Origin of the sequence: Bradyrhizobium sp. HKCCYLR20261, from assembly GCF_051168435.1 — a bacterium.
Taxonomy (GTDB): domain Bacteria; phylum Pseudomonadota; class Alphaproteobacteria; order Rhizobiales; family Xanthobacteraceae; genus Bradyrhizobium.
Genome location: NZ_JBNPUZ010000004.1, coordinates 189,192 through 203,975 on the forward strand (window position 1 = coordinate 189,192; position 14,784 = coordinate 203,975).

At 66.9% G+C, this 14,784-nt stretch carries 16 protein-coding genes; 11 read left to right on the plus strand and 5 right to left on the minus strand.

Annotation, left to right across the window (positions count from 1 at the left end; all coding sequences use genetic code 11):
* Nucleotides 1–9: 9 nt before the first annotated feature.
* From hemW to rph, 3 genes are read right to left on the minus strand one after another with little or no spacing between them, the layout of a single operon-like run.
* Nucleotides 10–1,167, minus strand: a complete 1,158-nt coding sequence (gene hemW / locus ACQR1L_RS10940) for a radical SAM family heme chaperone HemW (protein ID WP_434857967.1) — start codon at nt 1,165–1,167, stop codon at nt 10–12.
* On the minus strand, nt 1,154–1,798 hold the full coding sequence (gene rdgB / locus ACQR1L_RS10945) for an RdgB/HAM1 family non-canonical purine NTP pyrophosphatase (RefSeq protein WP_434857968.1): 645 nt from the start codon (nt 1,796–1,798) through the stop codon (nt 1,154–1,156). Before rdgB ends, hemW begins: the two co-directional genes overlap by 14 nt.
* A complete protein-coding gene (rph, locus tag ACQR1L_RS10950; RefSeq protein ID WP_434857969.1) occupies nt 1,795–2,508 on the minus strand; it encodes a ribonuclease PH in 714 nt (237 codons plus the stop codon). Before rph ends, rdgB begins: the two co-directional genes overlap by 4 nt.
* A gap of 157 nt (nt 2,509–2,665) precedes the next feature.
* Between rph and hrcA the strand changes: the two genes are divergently transcribed.
* Together hrcA and grpE are read left to right on the plus strand one after the other, a co-directional pair.
* Complete coding sequence (gene hrcA / locus ACQR1L_RS10955) at nt 2,666–3,754, plus strand: heat-inducible transcriptional repressor HrcA (RefSeq protein ID WP_434857970.1); 1,089 nt, start codon at nt 2,666–2,668, stop codon at nt 3,752–3,754.
* Between the two features lie 131 nt (nt 3,755–3,885).
* Nucleotides 3,886–4,506, plus strand: coding sequence for a nucleotide exchange factor GrpE (gene grpE, locus ACQR1L_RS10960; protein WP_434857971.1), 621 nt, complete (start codon nt 3,886–3,888; stop codon nt 4,504–4,506).
* A gap of 110 nt (nt 4,507–4,616) precedes the next feature.
* Here the strand turns inward: grpE and ACQR1L_RS10965 are convergent, their stop codons facing one another.
* Nucleotides 4,617–5,552: a hypothetical protein gene (locus tag ACQR1L_RS10965; RefSeq protein WP_434857972.1), complete on the minus strand. Its 936-nt coding sequence runs from the start codon at nt 5,550–5,552 to the stop codon at nt 4,617–4,619.
* A 516-nt stretch (nt 5,553–6,068) separates the two neighbouring features.
* Between ACQR1L_RS10965 and dnaK the strand changes: the two genes are divergently transcribed.
* The 9 genes from dnaK to ACQR1L_RS11010 all read left to right on the plus strand — a co-directional run bounded on the left by dnaK (nt 6,069) and on the right by ACQR1L_RS11010 (nt 14,227).
* Complete coding sequence (gene dnaK, locus ACQR1L_RS10970) at nt 6,069–7,964, plus strand: molecular chaperone DnaK (protein WP_012040546.1); 1,896 nt, start codon at nt 6,069–6,071, stop codon at nt 7,962–7,964.
* 143 nt (nt 7,965–8,107) lie between these two features.
* Nucleotides 8,108–9,238 carry a molecular chaperone DnaJ gene (dnaJ, locus tag ACQR1L_RS10975; RefSeq protein WP_434857973.1) on the plus strand — a complete coding sequence of 377 codons (1,131 nt, stop codon included), beginning with the start codon at nt 8,108–8,110 and terminating at the stop codon, nt 9,236–9,238.
* A 223-nt stretch (nt 9,239–9,461) separates the two neighbouring features.
* The gene (locus tag ACQR1L_RS10980; RefSeq protein WP_434857974.1) at nt 9,462–10,064 is read left to right on the plus strand and encodes a class I SAM-dependent methyltransferase; all 603 of its coding nucleotides are present in this window, start codon (nt 9,462–9,464) and stop codon (nt 10,062–10,064) included.
* Between the two features lie 45 nt (nt 10,065–10,109).
* Entirely contained in the window at nt 10,110–10,688 is a 579-nt protein-coding gene (locus ACQR1L_RS10985) for an NADPH-dependent FMN reductase (RefSeq protein ID WP_434857975.1), read from the plus strand.
* Nucleotides 10,689–10,694: 6 nt separating this feature from the next.
* Nucleotides 10,695–11,426 carry an orotidine-5'-phosphate decarboxylase gene (gene pyrF / locus ACQR1L_RS10990; RefSeq protein WP_434857976.1) on the plus strand — a complete coding sequence of 244 codons (732 nt, stop codon included), beginning with the start codon at nt 10,695–10,697 and terminating at the stop codon, nt 11,424–11,426.
* Nucleotides 11,427–11,459: 33 nt separating this feature from the next.
* Nucleotides 11,460–11,762, plus strand: coding sequence for a DUF1330 domain-containing protein (locus ACQR1L_RS10995; RefSeq protein WP_006613255.1), 303 nt, complete (start codon nt 11,460–11,462; stop codon nt 11,760–11,762).
* Nucleotides 11,763–11,844: 82 nt separating this feature from the next.
* The gene (gene dapB, locus ACQR1L_RS11000) at nt 11,845–12,663 is read left to right on the plus strand and encodes a 4-hydroxy-tetrahydrodipicolinate reductase (protein ID WP_434857977.1); all 819 of its coding nucleotides are present in this window, start codon (nt 11,845–11,847) and stop codon (nt 12,661–12,663) included.
* A 24-nt stretch (nt 12,664–12,687) separates the two neighbouring features.
* Nucleotides 12,688–13,311 carry a 2,3-bisphosphoglycerate-dependent phosphoglycerate mutase gene (locus tag ACQR1L_RS11005; protein ID WP_434857978.1) on the plus strand — a complete coding sequence of 208 codons (624 nt, stop codon included), beginning with the start codon at nt 12,688–12,690 and terminating at the stop codon, nt 13,309–13,311.
* 619 nt (nt 13,312–13,930) lie between these two features.
* On the plus strand, nt 13,931–14,227 hold the full coding sequence (locus tag ACQR1L_RS11010) for a hypothetical protein (RefSeq protein ID WP_434857979.1): 297 nt from the start codon (nt 13,931–13,933) through the stop codon (nt 14,225–14,227).
* 175 nt (nt 14,228–14,402) lie between these two features.
* Here the strand turns inward: ACQR1L_RS11010 and ACQR1L_RS11015 are convergent, their stop codons facing one another.
* Entirely contained in the window at nt 14,403–14,723 is a 321-nt protein-coding gene (locus ACQR1L_RS11015; protein ID WP_434857980.1) for a hypothetical protein, read from the minus strand.
* Nucleotides 14,724–14,784 lie beyond the last annotated feature (61 nt).

Consider the following 14,784-nt stretch of genomic DNA (forward strand, 5'->3'; position numbering starts at 1 on the left):
AGTGCGCCGTCAGGCCGCGAGATCGGCGACGACGGCGTCGAGCACCGGGAAGCCGTCCTGGGTGACGCGCAGCCGTCCGTCCGGCTCGACCGCGATGGCGCCCTCCTCGCGCAGCAGCGCAATGCGGCGCGGATCGAGTGTGCGGCCTGAGATCGCGGCATAGCGCTGGGGATCGATACCTTCGCGCAGGCGCAGCCCCATCAGCAGGAATTCGTCGGCGCGCTCCTCGCTGTTGAGGAGGTCGTCGGTCATCACGCCGTGCCCGTTGGATTCGACCCGCATCAGCCAGGCCTCCGGCCGCTTGTCGGTCGCGGTCGCGTGCCTCAGACCGTCGATGTCGAGCCGCCCATGCGCGCCCGGGCCGATGCCGGCATATTCCTGGCCGCGCCAGTAGACCAAATTGTGCTGGCACTCCGCGCCAGGCCGCGCGTGATTAGAGATCTCGTAGGCCGGCAGCCCATGGCGCGCGCAGACCTCCTGCGTGACGTCATACAGCGTCCGCGCGAGCCCTTCGTCCGGCGTCTTCAGCTTCCCGGCGGCGTGCAGCCCGAAGAACGGCGTACCCTCTTCGATCGTGAGCTGGTAGAGCGACAGATGCTCGGCCGCCTCGCCGATCGCGCGGTTCAGCTCCTCGGTCCACATCGCCGGCGTCTGGTCAGGCCGCGCGTAGATGAGATCGAACGAATAGCGGTCGAACGCGCCGCGTGCGATGGCGACGGCCTTCATCGCCTCTTCGGCCGTGTGCAGGCGTCCCAGCATCTTCAGCGACGCATCGTCCATCGCCTGGACGCCGAGCGAGACGCGGTTGACGCCGGCCGCGCGGTAGCCCGCAAAGCGCGTCGCCTCGACGCTGGTCGGGTTGGCCTCCAGCGACACCTCGACGTCAGCGGCGACGCGCCAGTGCTTGCCGATCGCATCGAGAATGGCGCCGACCGTCTGCGGCTGCATCAGCGACGGCGTGCCGCCGCCGAGAAAGATCGAGGTGACGGTGCGTGGTCCGGTCCGCGCCGCCGTGGTCGCGATCTCCCGGGCGAAGGCGCGCGCGAAGCGGTCCTGGTCGATGGCGGCATGCCGGACGTGGCTGTTGAAGTCGCAATACGGACATTTCGACAGGCAGAACGGCCAGTGCACATAGACGCCGAACGCTTCGCTGTCAGCGCTGCTCAAGACAGATCTCCGCGAGTTTCACGAAGGCGCGGGCACGGTGCGACAGGCCGAGGCCCAGCGGCGGCAGGCCGTGCTTCTCGATGCTCGTCATCTCGCCGAAGGTCCGGTCATGTCCTTCGGGCAGGAACATCGGGTCATAGCCGAAACCGGCAGTGCCGCGCGGCGGCCAGACCAGGGTGCCGTCCACCCGCGCCTCGACCTCCTCGACGTGTCCGTCCGGCCAGGCGACGCACAGCGCCGAGACGAAATGCGCGGTGCGCTTGTCGGCGGTGACAGCGCCGCGCTCCTGCAGCAGGCGCTCGATCTGCGCCATCGCCATGGCGAAATCCTTGGTCGGTCCGGCCCAGCGCGCGGAATAGATGCCCGGCGCGCCGTCGAGCCCATGGACGACGATCCCGGAATCGTCGGCGAAGGCCGGCAGCTGGGCGGCCTCGGCCGCGGCCACCGCCTTGATGCGGGCGTTCGCCTGGAAGGTGTCGCCAGTCTCCTCGGGTTCGCCGAGCCCGAGTTCGCCCGCCGAGACGGCCTCCACGCCATAGGGCGCCAGCAACTCGCGCATCTCGACGAGCTTGCCGGAATTATGGGTCGCAATGACGATGCGGCCGGTGATCGGGCGGTGCGGGCTGCTCACGCGACCGCCATCTTCTGCAGGTCGACCAGGCGGGCGACGCCCTTGCGGGCCAGCGCCATCAGCGCCAGGAACTCGGCTTCCGTGAACGGGGTCTTCTCGGCCGTGCCCTGCACCTCGATGATGCGGCCGTCGCCGGTCATGACGAAATTGGCGTCGGTCTCGGCCTCGGAATCCTCGGCATAGTCGAGGTCGAGCACCGGCGTGCCGTTGTAGATGCCACAGGAGATCGCGGCGACGTTGGCGCGCAGCACCTCGGCCTTGAGCATGTTCCGCGTCTTCATCCATTTGATGCAGTCGGCCAGCGCCACCCAGGCGCCGGTGATCGAGGCGGTGCGGGTGCCGCCGTCGGCCTGCAGCACGTCGCAATCGACCGTGATCTGGCGTTCGCCGAGGGCCTCCAGGTCGATCGCGGTGCGCAGCGAGCGGCCGATCAGGCGCTGGATCTCCACGGTGCGGCCGGTCTGCTTGCCGGCCGAGGCCTCGCGGCGGGTCCGTTCGGAGGTGGCGCGCGGCAGCATGCCGTATTCGGCCGTGATCCAGCCCCGGCCCTGCCCCTTGAGCCACGGCGGCAGCCGGTCCTCCAGGGTGGCGGTGACCAGCACATGGGTGTCGCCGAATTTCACCAGGCAGGAGCCTTCGGCGTATTTGACGACGCCGCGTTCCAGGCTCACGGGCCGCAATTCATCCGGTGCACGGCGGCTCGGCCGCATGGGTTCTCTCCGTGAATGGAAGGCGCAAGGGGTGTTGATCGGCCTTGTAGGAGCCGGGGCGGGACGCGGCAAGGGCTTATCGGGCCGCGACCCATGACCCGCTTGCCACCGAGCCGCCGCATCGACACATTAGAGCGAGCTGGGAGGAGAGCTTCTGGTGGCCCACCACGATCCGATCAACCTGATGACACCGCCCGCCGGCCTGGCGCAGCTCAACGAGCGCTCGCGCGAGATCTTCAAGCAGATCGTCGAGAGCTATCTGGCGACCGGCGAGCCGGTCGGCTCGCGCAACATCTCGCGGCTTATCGCGGTTCCCCTGTCGCCGGCCTCCGTGCGCAACGTGATGGCCGATCTCGAACAGCTCGGCCTGATCTATGCCCCGCATACCTCGGCCGGGCGGCTGCCGACGGAAGCGGGGCTGCGCTTCTTCGTCGACGCCCTGATGCAGGTCGGCGACATGACCGAGGCCGAGCGGCAGTCGATCCAGAGCCAGCTCGCCGCCGTCGGCCGGGCGCAATCGGTCGAGGCGGCGCTGGACGAGGCGCTGACGCGGCTGTCGGGCCTCACGCGTGCTGCCGCCGTGGTGCTCACCGCAAAATCCAACACCCGGCTCAAGCACATCGAGTTCGTGCGCCTGGAGCCCGAGCGCGCGCTGGTGGTGCTGGTCGGCGAGGATGGGCAGGTCGAGAACCGCGTGCTGGCGCTGCCCCCCGGCGTGCCGTCGTCGGCGCTGACCGAGGCGTCGAACTTCCTCAATGCGCGGATCCGCGGGCGCACGCTGGCCGAGGCCCGTCTCGAACTCGAGACGGCACTGGCGGCCGATCGCGCCGAACTCGATCAGCTGACGCAGAAGGTGATCGCGGCCGGTGTCGCGAGCTGGTCCGGCGGCGACAGCGACGAACGCCAGCTCATCGTGCGCGGTCATGCCAATCTGCTCGAGGATCTGCATGCGCTCGATGATCTCGAGCGTGTGCGCCGGCTGTTCGACGATCTCGAGACCAAGCGCGGTGTCGTCGATCTGCTCGGGCGCGCGGAAAGCGCCGACGGCGTCCGCATCTTCATCGGTTCGGAGAACAAGCTGTTCTCGCTGTCGGGCTCGTCCACGATCGTCTCGCCCTATTCGGATGCAACGGGCCGTATCGTCGGCGTGCTCGGCGTGATCGGTCCGACCCGGCTGAACTACGCCCGCGTGATTCCGACCGTCGACTATGCGGCGCGACTCGTCAGTCGCTTGTTCGGTGGTTGAAACGTAACATGGTTAACCCGTCCGGCGCGGCGCAAGACCCCGCCGCTCGACCCCGCGCTTGATTTTCGCGGCTCAAAGCACGATATCCCGCCCGACATCCCCAAACCGCCGAACTTGCGAGAAGTCTGTCCATGACCGATCCCGACCTGCACAAGAATGATCCGGAAAACCCGGCGCAGGCCAGCGAACCCGTCGTCTCGAAACCCTACATCATGCCCGATGATCCCGAGACCGGCTCGGCCGAGGCCCTCGCCAAGGAAGCCGCCGACGCGCGGGACAAGATGCTGCGCACGCTGGCGGAGATGGAGAATTTGCGCAAGCGCACCGCGCGCGAGGTCGCCGACGCGCGCATGTACGGCATCACCGGCTTCGCGCGCGACGTGCTCGACATCGCCGACAATCTGCAGCGTGCGCTCGATGCCGTGCCGGCCGAGACCCGCGCCAATGCCGATGCGGGCCTGAAGTCGCTGATCGAGGGCGTCGAGCTCACCGAGCGCTCGCTGCTCAACACGCTGGAGAAGAACGGCGTCAAGAAGTTCGACCCGACGGGCCAGAAGTTCGACCCGAACTTCCAGCAGGCGATGTACGAGGTGCCGGATCCGTCCGTACCGTCGGGCACCGTGGTGCAGGTCGTGCAGGCCGGCTTCATGATCGGCGAGCGCGTGCTGCGCCCGGCCCTGGTCGGCGTGTCCAAGGGCGGCGCGAAGGCCGCGCCCGCGGCGAGCAACGATCAGTCGAATAGCGCAGCCTGAGTTTGAACGAGCGGTCCACGCGCGGACTGCTCCATGCAAAAACGCAAAAAAGCCACCGGCGGTACCGGTGGCTTTTTCGTTTACTGGAGCTCCGATGAGCTTGGACCCGCTCAGCCCCTCGGCTGGATGCCGTCGCGCACGGCGCGGAAGCGCGGGAAGGCGGCCGACCACTGGTCGCGCGGCGCGCTGCCGATGATCCGCAAGGTGCTCGGGCCGCTGAAGCGCAGCCACTGCACCACGGTCACCGGCGTATTGTCCTTGCCGCTGACCGCATCGATACGGGTCTCATAGGCCGGCAGGCCGTCGATGCGGATCGGCTCGGACATCGTGATTCGCGCCTCACGGACGCCGGGAATCGTGGTGGCCGCCTGCTGCGCGACGCGGGCGCGGTCGCCCGCTTCGGGCGCGACGCCGGCGACCAGCCCGATCACCACGAAGGGCGCGGCCTCGAAACCCTTCTCCTCGTCGCTGTCGCCGAGGATCAGCGCGCCCGGTCCGAGCGTGCGAACGGTCTTGAAGCCGGAGAGCTCGGTGACCTTGAACGGCATGATCCCAAGCTGCTCGTCGACCGGCACGTCCTTGCGGACCACGGCCGAGGCAAACATCTGGCGCACGGCGTCGTCGGTGTAGATCTTGCTCGCCGTTTCCGGCACCTGCACCGCGACATAGCCGGAGAAGCCGCTGCCGGGCAGGATCATCGAATAGCGCCGCACCGGCGTCGCGCCGTCGCGCCCGTTCTCGACCGTGTAGTAGGCGGTGCCCGCCGATGTCTCGATGCTCTCCGGCTTGATGTTGCCAGTGCCGCCGGGATTGGCGGTAAAGGCGTTCTTCACCTCGCCATAGGCGGCCGCCGGCAACTCGGTCAGCAGCACCTTCACGCTCTGGTCCTCGGTTTCGAAGCCGGAAAAATTCTTGGCCTTGCCGAGGCCGACCAGCGGCGCAAGCCCGATGCGCACACCGGGCGGGAAGATGGCATCCGCAGCCAGCGCCGGTCGCAGCAGCGAGATCGAGACCAGCGCCACGGCGAGAAGTCGGAAGAGCGTCATGAGGAAACTGCCTCGTTCAATGGACCAGTTCGACGGCCGCCATCCCCCGGTCACGACCATCCTCGAAAGAGACGCCTTTTAGCGGGTTTGCCGCGCCGGGGACAGGTCGGCAGGGTGCGACGTGAAGTTCCGGCCCAGCATCGTGATCGATCCGCGCTCGATTATGGCTTTGCTAAGGATGTTTGACGGTGCCGGAGGGCGGCGGCTTGGCCGCCGCGATTGGTGTCTGGCGCATCATTTCGCGGCACGTCCGGGCCATCCGCCAGCCTGCATGGAAGTCTTGCATGGAAGTCTTGGGCCCGTCGTCTGACCTCCGCCGGTGGCGACGATCCGGACGCGGGAGAATCCGCGGTTTTTTCCGCGCGCCCGAGCCTCCTCCGGTCCTTGCGGGTGCCTCCCCCCCTCCTATATGACGCTCATCGTCGCAATATCGCGAGCATTTGATCTGAGGGGGTTTTGGATGGGGGCGCCGTCAGGGCCCCACCCAACCTGCCGCAAAAAGAAGGATATGAGACCATGGGAAAGGTCATCGGGATCGATCTCGGCACCACGAATTCGTGCGTGGCCGTCATGGACGGCAAATCGTCGAAAGTCATCGAGAACGCCGAGGGCATGCGCACGACGCCGTCGATCGTCGCCTTCAGTGACGATGGCGAGCGGCTGGTCGGCCAGCCGGCCAAGCGCCAGGCCGTCACCAACCCCGAGCGCACCTTCTTCGCAGTGAAGCGCCTGATCGGCCGCCGCTACGACGACCCGATGGTCGAGAAGGACAAGAAGCTCGTCCCGTACAAGATCGTCAAGGCCGGCAACGGCGACGCCTGGGTCGAGGCCGACGGCAAGACCTATTCGCCCTCGCAGGTCTCCGCCTTCATCCTGCAGAAGATGAAGGAGACCGCGGAAGCCCATCTCGGCCAGAAGGTCGACCAGGCCGTCATCACCGTCCCCGCCTATTTCAACGACGCCCAGCGCCAGGCCACCAAGGACGCCGGCAAGATCGCCGGTCTCGAGGTGCTGCGCATCATCAACGAGCCGACCGCGGCCGCGCTCGCCTACGGCCTCGACAAGACCAAAGCCGGCACGATCGCGGTGTATGACCTCGGCGGCGGCACCTTCGACGTCTCGATCCTGGAGATCGGCGACGGCGTGTTCGAGGTGAAGTCGACCAACGGCGACACCTTCCTGGGTGGCGAAGACTTCGACATGCGTCTGGTCAGCTACCTCGCCGACGAATTCCAGAAGGAGCAGGGCATCAACCTGCGCAACGACAAGCTGGCTCTGCAGCGCCTCAAGGAGGCGGCCGAGAAGGCCAAGATCGAGCTGTCGTCGACCACCCAGACCGAGATCAACCTGCCCTTCATCACCGCGGACCAGTCCGGTCCGAAGCATCTGACGATGAAGCTGACCCGCGCCAAGTTCGAGGCGCTGGTGGCCGACCTCGTCGAGAAGACCATCGAGCCGTGCCGCAAGGCGCTGAAGGATGCCGGCCTCACCGCCGGCGAGATCGGCGAAGTGGTGCTGGTCGGCGGCATGACCCGCATGCCGAAGATCCAGGAGATGGTGAAGCAGTTCTTCGGCAAGGAGCCCCACAAGGGCGTCAACCCCGACGAGGTGGTGGCGATCGGTGCCGCCATTCAGGCCGGCGTGCTGCAGGGCGACGTCAAGGACGTGCTGCTGCTCGACGTGACCCCGCTGTCGCTCGGCATCGAGACCTTGGGCGGCGTGTTCACCCGCATCATCGACCGCAACACCACGATCCCGACCAAGAAGAGCCAGGTGTTCTCGACCGCCGAGGACAATCAGAACGCGGTCACCATCCGGGTCTTCCAGGGTGAGCGCGAGATGGCGGCCGACAACAAGATGCTCGGCCAGTTCGACCTGATGGGCATTCCGCCGGCGCCGCGCGGCATGCCGCAGATCGAGGTGACGTTCGACATCGACGCCAACGGCATCGTCAACGTCTCGGCCAAGGACAAGGCCACCGGCAAGGAGCAGCAGATCCGCATCCAGGCCTCGGGTGGCCTGTCGGAAGCCGACATCGACAAGATGGTCAAGGACGCCGAGGCCAATGCCGCGGCCGACAAGAAGCGCCGCGAGGCGGTCGACGCCAAGAACCATGCCGACGCGCTGGTGCATTCCACCGAGAAGGCGCTGGCCGAGCATGGCTCGAAGGTCGCCGACACCGAGCGCCGCGCCATCGAAGACGCCGTCAGCGATCTGAAGGAAGCGCTGAAGGGCGACGATGCCGAGGCGATCAAGGCCAAGACCAACACCCTGGCCCAGGCCTCGATGAAGCTCGGCGAGGCCATGTACAAGCAGCAGGCCGAGAGCGATGCGGCCCGCGACGCCGCCAAGGATGATGTGGTCGACGCGGAGTTCACCGAGGTCGACGATGACAAGAAGAAATCTGCTTAATCGACGGTAGAGGCTGATAGCCATGACCCCCATGCCAAAGAGCGCAGCCAGCGTCTCGTTGGATGGGGGTCATTTTCTTTGAACCGGCGCGCGGCGTGCGCGCGAGCCGTTGAGGTCTGACGATGTTCGGGCGGGTTTGATTGATGTCCACCAAGCGCTGCTACTACGAGACCCTGGAAGTCGAGCGCGACGCCGACGAGACCAAGCTGAAGTCGGCCTTCCGCAAGCTCGCGATGAAATGGCATCCGGACAAGAATCCGGGCGATGCCTCCAGCGAGGTCAAGTTCAAGGAGATCAACGAGGCCTATGAGGTGCTGCGCGACGCCGACAAGCGCGCCGCCTACGACCGCTACGGCCATGCCGCGTTCGAGCAGGGCGGCGGCGGTGGCCCGCACGGCTTCGGCGCCGGTTTCGCCTCGTCCTTCTCCGACATTTTCGAAGACCTGTTCGGCATGGCCGGACAGCGGCGCGGCGGGACGGGGCGCGAGCGCGGCGCCGACCTGCGCTACAATATGGAGATCACGCTCGAGGAGGCGTTCCTCGGCAAGACCGCGCAGATCGAGATCCCGGTTTCGGTCACCTGCGAGCCTTGCTCCGGCACCGGCGCCAAGGCCGGCACCAAGCCGAAGACCTGCGCGATGTGCGGCGGCGCCGGCCGGGTCCGCCAGGCGCAGGGCTTCTTCACCTTGGAGCGCACCTGCCCTGGCTGCCATGGCCGCGGCCAGATGATCGAGGATCCCTGTCCGTCCTGCTCCGGCACCGGCCGGGTGACGCGCGACCGCACGCTGTCGGTCAACATTCCCCAGGGCGTCGAGGACGGCACCCGCATTCGTCTCGCCGGCGAAGGCGAGGCCGGCCTGCGCGGCGGCCCGCCGGGCGACCTCTACATCTTCCTGTCGCTGACCGGCCACGAGTTCTTCCAACGCGACGGCGCCGACCTGCACTGCCGGGTGCCGATCTCGATGGTGACCGCGGCGCTCGGCGGCGAGTTCGAGGTGCCGACGATCGACAGCGGCAAGACCAAGGTGAAGATTCCCGCCGGCACCCAGTCCGGCCGCCGCTTCCGGATCGCCGCCAAGGGCATGCCGGTGCTGCGCTCGCGCCAGACCGGCGACATGTATGTCCAGGTCGTGGTCGAGACGCCGCAGAACCTCACCAAGAAGCAGCAGGAGCTGCTGGCCGAGTTCGAGAAGCTGTCGTCCGGCGCCACCCAGCCGGAGGCCGCGGGCTTCTTCACCAAGGTCAAGGATTTCTTCGGCAAGGCCGCGAGTTGAGCGTGGCGCACTCGGCCATTTTGGCCGGGCGGCCAGCGTTGTGCGGATGCCGCGATTTTGCTGCTCCGCACATGCAAAAAATTATCACATTCAACTGTAAGTCCACGGACCCGGCAGCCTTAATCGTGAGTTACGGTTCGGCTTGACCGCCCCGCCTGCGACCTATACGTCTTTGTGACTCTTTTCTGACATCGCCGTGAAAACGGTCCCGTCCGGTACTGAGATGCCCTTGCAAACGTCCGTGCGTGCGTCGAAAAAACCTCTTCGTCTCGACGATGAGGTGCGATTCCTCCGCTCATGGATCGAGAAACCGCTGCATATGGGCGCCGTCATGCCGTCGGGACGGCTGCTCGCGCGCACGATGGCACAGTATGTCGATCCTCATGGCACCGGCCCGGTGATCGAGCTCGGGCCCGGCACCGGCGCCATCACCAATGCGCTGGTCGAGCATGGCGTCGATCAGAAGCGGCTCGTCCTGGTCGAATACAATCCGAGCTTCTGCGCGCTGCTGCGCGACCGCTACCCGCAGGCCAAGGTCGTCCAGGGCGATGCCTACCGCCTGCGCGACACGCTGTGGAACGTGCTGGGCGGGCCGGCCTCGGCCGTCGTCTCGGGCCTGCCGCTCGTGACCAAGCCGATGCTCACCCGCATGAAGCTGGTGCGCGATGCCTTCGCGGCGATGGCGCCCAACGCGCCGTTCGTGCAGTTCACCTATTCCGTTGTTCCGCCGATTCCGAAGTCGCTGCCCGGCGTCACCACCGAGGCGTCCGAGCGGATCTGGATGAACCTTCCGCCGGCCCGCGTCTGGGTGTATCGCAAGCCCTGACCGGCAGCCGCGGTTTGCGCGGCGGGTCGCACACCCGTCCGCCCGATGTCCGCGCTGAAGATCCTCATCATCCCCGGCTCGACCCGGGCCGGCTCGCACAATGCGCGGCTTGCCGCGGCCGCCGCCTATCAGTTCGTGCAGGCCGACGCCGACATTACCCGCATCTCGCTCGCCGATTTTCCGCTGCCGATCTACGACGCCGACCTCGAAGCCCAATCCGGCGTGCCGCGCGCGGCCGTCAATCTGGCGCGCATGATCGGCGGGCATGACGCGGTGCTGCTGGTGACGCCGGAATACAACGCCGCCGTGCCGCCGCTGCTGAGCAACGCCATCGCCTGGCTGTCGCGCGTCGACCAGCCGCCGGAGGGCCGCGGCGCCGTGTTCCGCAACAGGCCGTTCGCGATCGCCGCGGCGGCCGAAAACCGCTTCGGCGGCGAGCGCGCGCTCGCGGCGCTGCGCCTGATGCTGACGGCCTGCAACGCCATGGTCATCCCGAGCCAGCTCGCGCTTGCCTTCGCCGACAAGGCGTTCAACGACATGGACCGGTTGAAGCATCCGGCCGATCAGGCCGCGCTCGACGCGCTGGTGCGGCAGCTGATCGAAACCGCCCAACAGACCACGTGAGGTGACATGCCGACCGAGATTGCTGCCCGCGACCGCCTGATCGTCGCCCTCGACCTGCCCGGCGTGGCCGAGGCCGAGGCGATGATCGCGACCCTCGGCGACAGCGTGACGTTCTACAAGATCGGCATGGAGCTGACCTATGCCGGCGGCCTCGGCCTCGCCGAGCGCCTCGCGGCAGACGGCAAGCACGTCTTCATGGACCTCAAGCTGCACGACATCCCCAACACCGTCGAACGCGCCACCCGCCAGATCGCCAGGCTCGGCGCCCGCTTCCTCACCGTGCACGGCTTCTCGCAGAGCATGAAGGCCGCGCTCGCCGGCGCCGCCGGCTCCTCTCTCGAGCTGCTCGCAGTCACTGTCATGACCTCCTACGACGATGCCGACCTCGCCGCCGCCGGCTACGCGATGACCGTCAAGGAGCTCGTCGCCCACCGCGCCGTGCAGGCCAGGGACATCGGCATCCACGGCCTGATCCTGTCGCCCGAGGAGACGCAGCTGGTCCGCCCGCTGGTCGGCCCCGGCATGCAGCTCGTCACTCCCGGGATCCGTCCGGCGGGCTCGGACGTTGGCGACCAGAAGCGTATCATGACGCCTGCGCTCGCCATCGCCGGCGGTGCCGACCGTCTCGTCGTCGGCCGCCCGATCACCGGCGCCGCCGATCCCGCCGCCGCTGCGGAGGCCATCGTCGCCGACATCGCCGCGGCCGTCGCGCTGGTCGGCAAGACCAACCGCGCTTAAGCAACAGCTGATCACACCAAGGAGACCCCAGGGATGCCCAAGGCCTATTGGATCGCCCGCATCGACGTGCACAACATGGACGGCTACAAGGAATACGTCGCGCAGAACGGCGCGGTGTTCCATCAGTACGGCGCCAAGTTCCTGGTCCGCGGCGGCCAGTACGAGACCCGCGAAGGCACCTCGCGCTCGCGCAACGTCGTGATCGAGTTCAAGGACTACGCCACCGCGCTCGCATGCTACAATTCCCCGGAGTACCAGCGCCTGGTCGCGATGCGGTCGCCGCATTCGGAAGGCGACCTGGTCATCATCGAGGGCTATGACGGCCCGCAGCCGTGACGCGCAGGCCGGCCCCGCTGCAGCCTCGGTTGCCGGCACCAGCGCCCCCGGCTATAGCCCCTGACGGGGCGGAGGAGCAGAGATGTCGAAGATGCGCTTGATCGTTGCAGGAGCCGGCGGCCGCATGGGCCGGGCGCTGATGCGCGCCATCGCCGACAGCGACGGCGCTGTGCTTGCCGGCGCGCTCGAAGCCCCGGGCTCCGAGCTGATCGGCAAGGATTCCGGCCTGCTCGCAGGTCTCCCCGCCAACAACATCAAGCTGTCGGGCGACCTCTGGACGATGTCGGCCGAGGCCGACGGCATCCTCGATTTCACCGTGCCGGCCGCCACCATCGCCAATGTCGCCATCGCCGCCGAGCGTGGCATCGTCCATGTCGTCGGCACCACCGGCCTGTCGGCGTCGGACGACGCCGTGATCAAGAGCGTCACCAAGCGCGCCATCGTGGTGCAGTCCGGCAATATGAGCCTCGGCGTCAATCTGCTGGCGGCCCTGGTCAGGCAGGTCGCGAAGTCGCTCGACGCGAATTTCGACATCGAGATCCTCGAGATGCACCACAAGCACAAGGTTGACGCGCCCTCCGGCACCGCCTTGATGCTCGGACGCGCCGCCGCCGACGGTCGCGGCATCTCGCTGGAGGATCACTCCGCCCGCGGCCGCGACGGCATCACCGGCGCGCGCCGCAGCGGCGACATCGGCTTCGCCTCGCTGCGCGGCGGCACCGCGGCCGGCGATCACAGCGTCATCTTCGCGGGTCCTTCCGAGCGCCTCGTGCTGTCGCACCAGGCCGAGGACCGCATGATCTTCGCCCATGGCGCGCTGAAGGCGGCGCTGTGGGCGCATGGCAAGCCGCCGGGCTACTACACGATGGACGACGTGCTCGGCCTCAAGGACCTGTTCTAATCAAACCAAGTGGATCTCATAGCAATGAGCGAACGTCTCCTGGTGCTGGTGCGCCACGGCCAGAGCGAGTGGAACCTGAAGAACCTGTTCACCGGCTGGAAGGATCCTGACCTCACCGAGCAGGGCGTCAGCGAGGCCAAGGACGCCGGCCGCAAGCTCAAGGCGCATGGCCTCTCCTTCGACGTCGCCTTCACCTCCGAGCTGACGCGCGCCCAGCACACCCTGAAGCTGATCCTCGACGAGCTCTGCCAGCCCGGCCTGCCGACGTCGAAAAACCTCGCGCTCAACGAGCGCGACTATGGCGACCTCTCCGGCCTCAACAAGGACGACGCCCGCGCCAAATGGGGCGAGGAGCAGGTCCACGTCTGGCGCCGCTCCTACGACGTCCCCCCGCCCGGCGGCGAAAGCCTCAAGGACACCCTCGCCCGCGCGCTGCCCTACTACGTCCAGGAGATCCTCCCCGGCGTCCTCAACGGTCAGCGCACCCTGGTCGCCGCCCACGGCAACTCGCTGCGCGCGCTGATCATGGTGCTGGAAAAGCTGACCCCCGAAGGCATCCTGAAGCGCGAGCTCGCCACCGGCGTGCCGATCATCTACCGCCTGAAGGCGGATTCGACTGTCGAGTCGAAGCTGGACCTGGCGGGCTAGCCGTCGCCCGCCGCGACCAGCCCAGCAGTGGACGGCGCCCTTTGTGAGACATGGCGCCCTTCGTGAGTTGAAGCCCCACTCTCGGCCCCGCCGCCGCTGCGCCCCCTCGCCCCGTTCTTACGGGGAGAGGGTTGGGGTGAGGGGCCGCCCCACGGGAAGTGCCTCTTAGAAGCACAAACGACACAAGTAATGAGTTGCTCGTCATGCCGGGCCGGTCCCGTCTGCGCGACCAAGGCAGAGGCCTCGCCCTTCGAGACGCCCACCTCCGGTGGGCTCCTCAGGGTGAGGGGCGAAAGTCGTTCCGGAGCTCTCCTCTTCATGGAGCATGCTGCTCCTTATTGGCAGCGCCATACTCTGTTGCCGACCCTCATGGTGAGGAGGCGCGCGCCCTTCTGCTCATGAGAGCGATGGACGAACATCCGCGCGCCGTCTCGAACCATGAGGCCCGCGACAGCGCCGCCCCGAATCGGCCCGCACGGATCTCCAGCGCTGCCGATCATCTCCTCGATTCACATCTCAAACAGCCCCGCCCACGGCTCCACGACCTCGCGGCGCATCCGCCCGAGTCGTGCTCGAACCATGTCCCTCCGACAAATCGAGAGGGCGCAGGGAATGCCGGATGCTGGCCGCACCCATGGCCCGCCTGCAGACAAAAAAGCAGGCGGCAGTCACCACAGGTTCAGCCGAGAACAACCGGCATTCCCTGCGCGATGGTCTTCACGCTTATACGCAGTCTCCCTGGTGCGCCGGGCTTGTTGGCCACCATGCGCGACAATGCTTGCGCATTGCGCGGGACACCAGCATCGGGGTGTCAGGACGCTGCGACTTCACGTCCACGGTCCCACCGTTCGTCGGCGCGCCCGAAGACGCGCTGCGGCAGACCGCGGCCATCGCCTCCCCACCTCGCGTGTCGTGACGATCGCGCGCAACGCCCCTCTCGTTGAGGCGGGGATGTGCGGATAAAACCATGGATTCCGAAAAGACGCAATAAGAATTTTGCTTATCCGAATATCGCTCGCGGCGAGCGAGGAACCGGATCGACAAGGAGTGGACGGCGTCAGCCTTGCCGTGACCGATCCGCCGCCAATGGACTATGCAGCCTGGAGCCGCTTGAGTTCGGTTTCGAACTCAAATCGCAATTGGCTGCCTTCTTCGTCGGACAGCCAATTCGTCATCTGCGGGAATATGGTCCGATACAATAGGAGTTTGCTCGGTTCCCACGTGAGTTTTTGGGCCGCCCGGGCTTCGGCAAGCATCTTCTGAAGATCGAGCCGCACGGAATCCGGATCGGGACGATATTCTGGGGTCTCGAAGCCTTCGCCGAACAGATCGGTTTGCTCTTCGATTTCGAAAAGATCTGGTTGTCTGGATGTCATGCCGGGCATTTCGTCGAATCGATCAATACAGGCCATAATGATTGATCTGGTGGTGATCCGCGAGCCGTCTCCCGAACTTGTCCCCGGAACACACCCA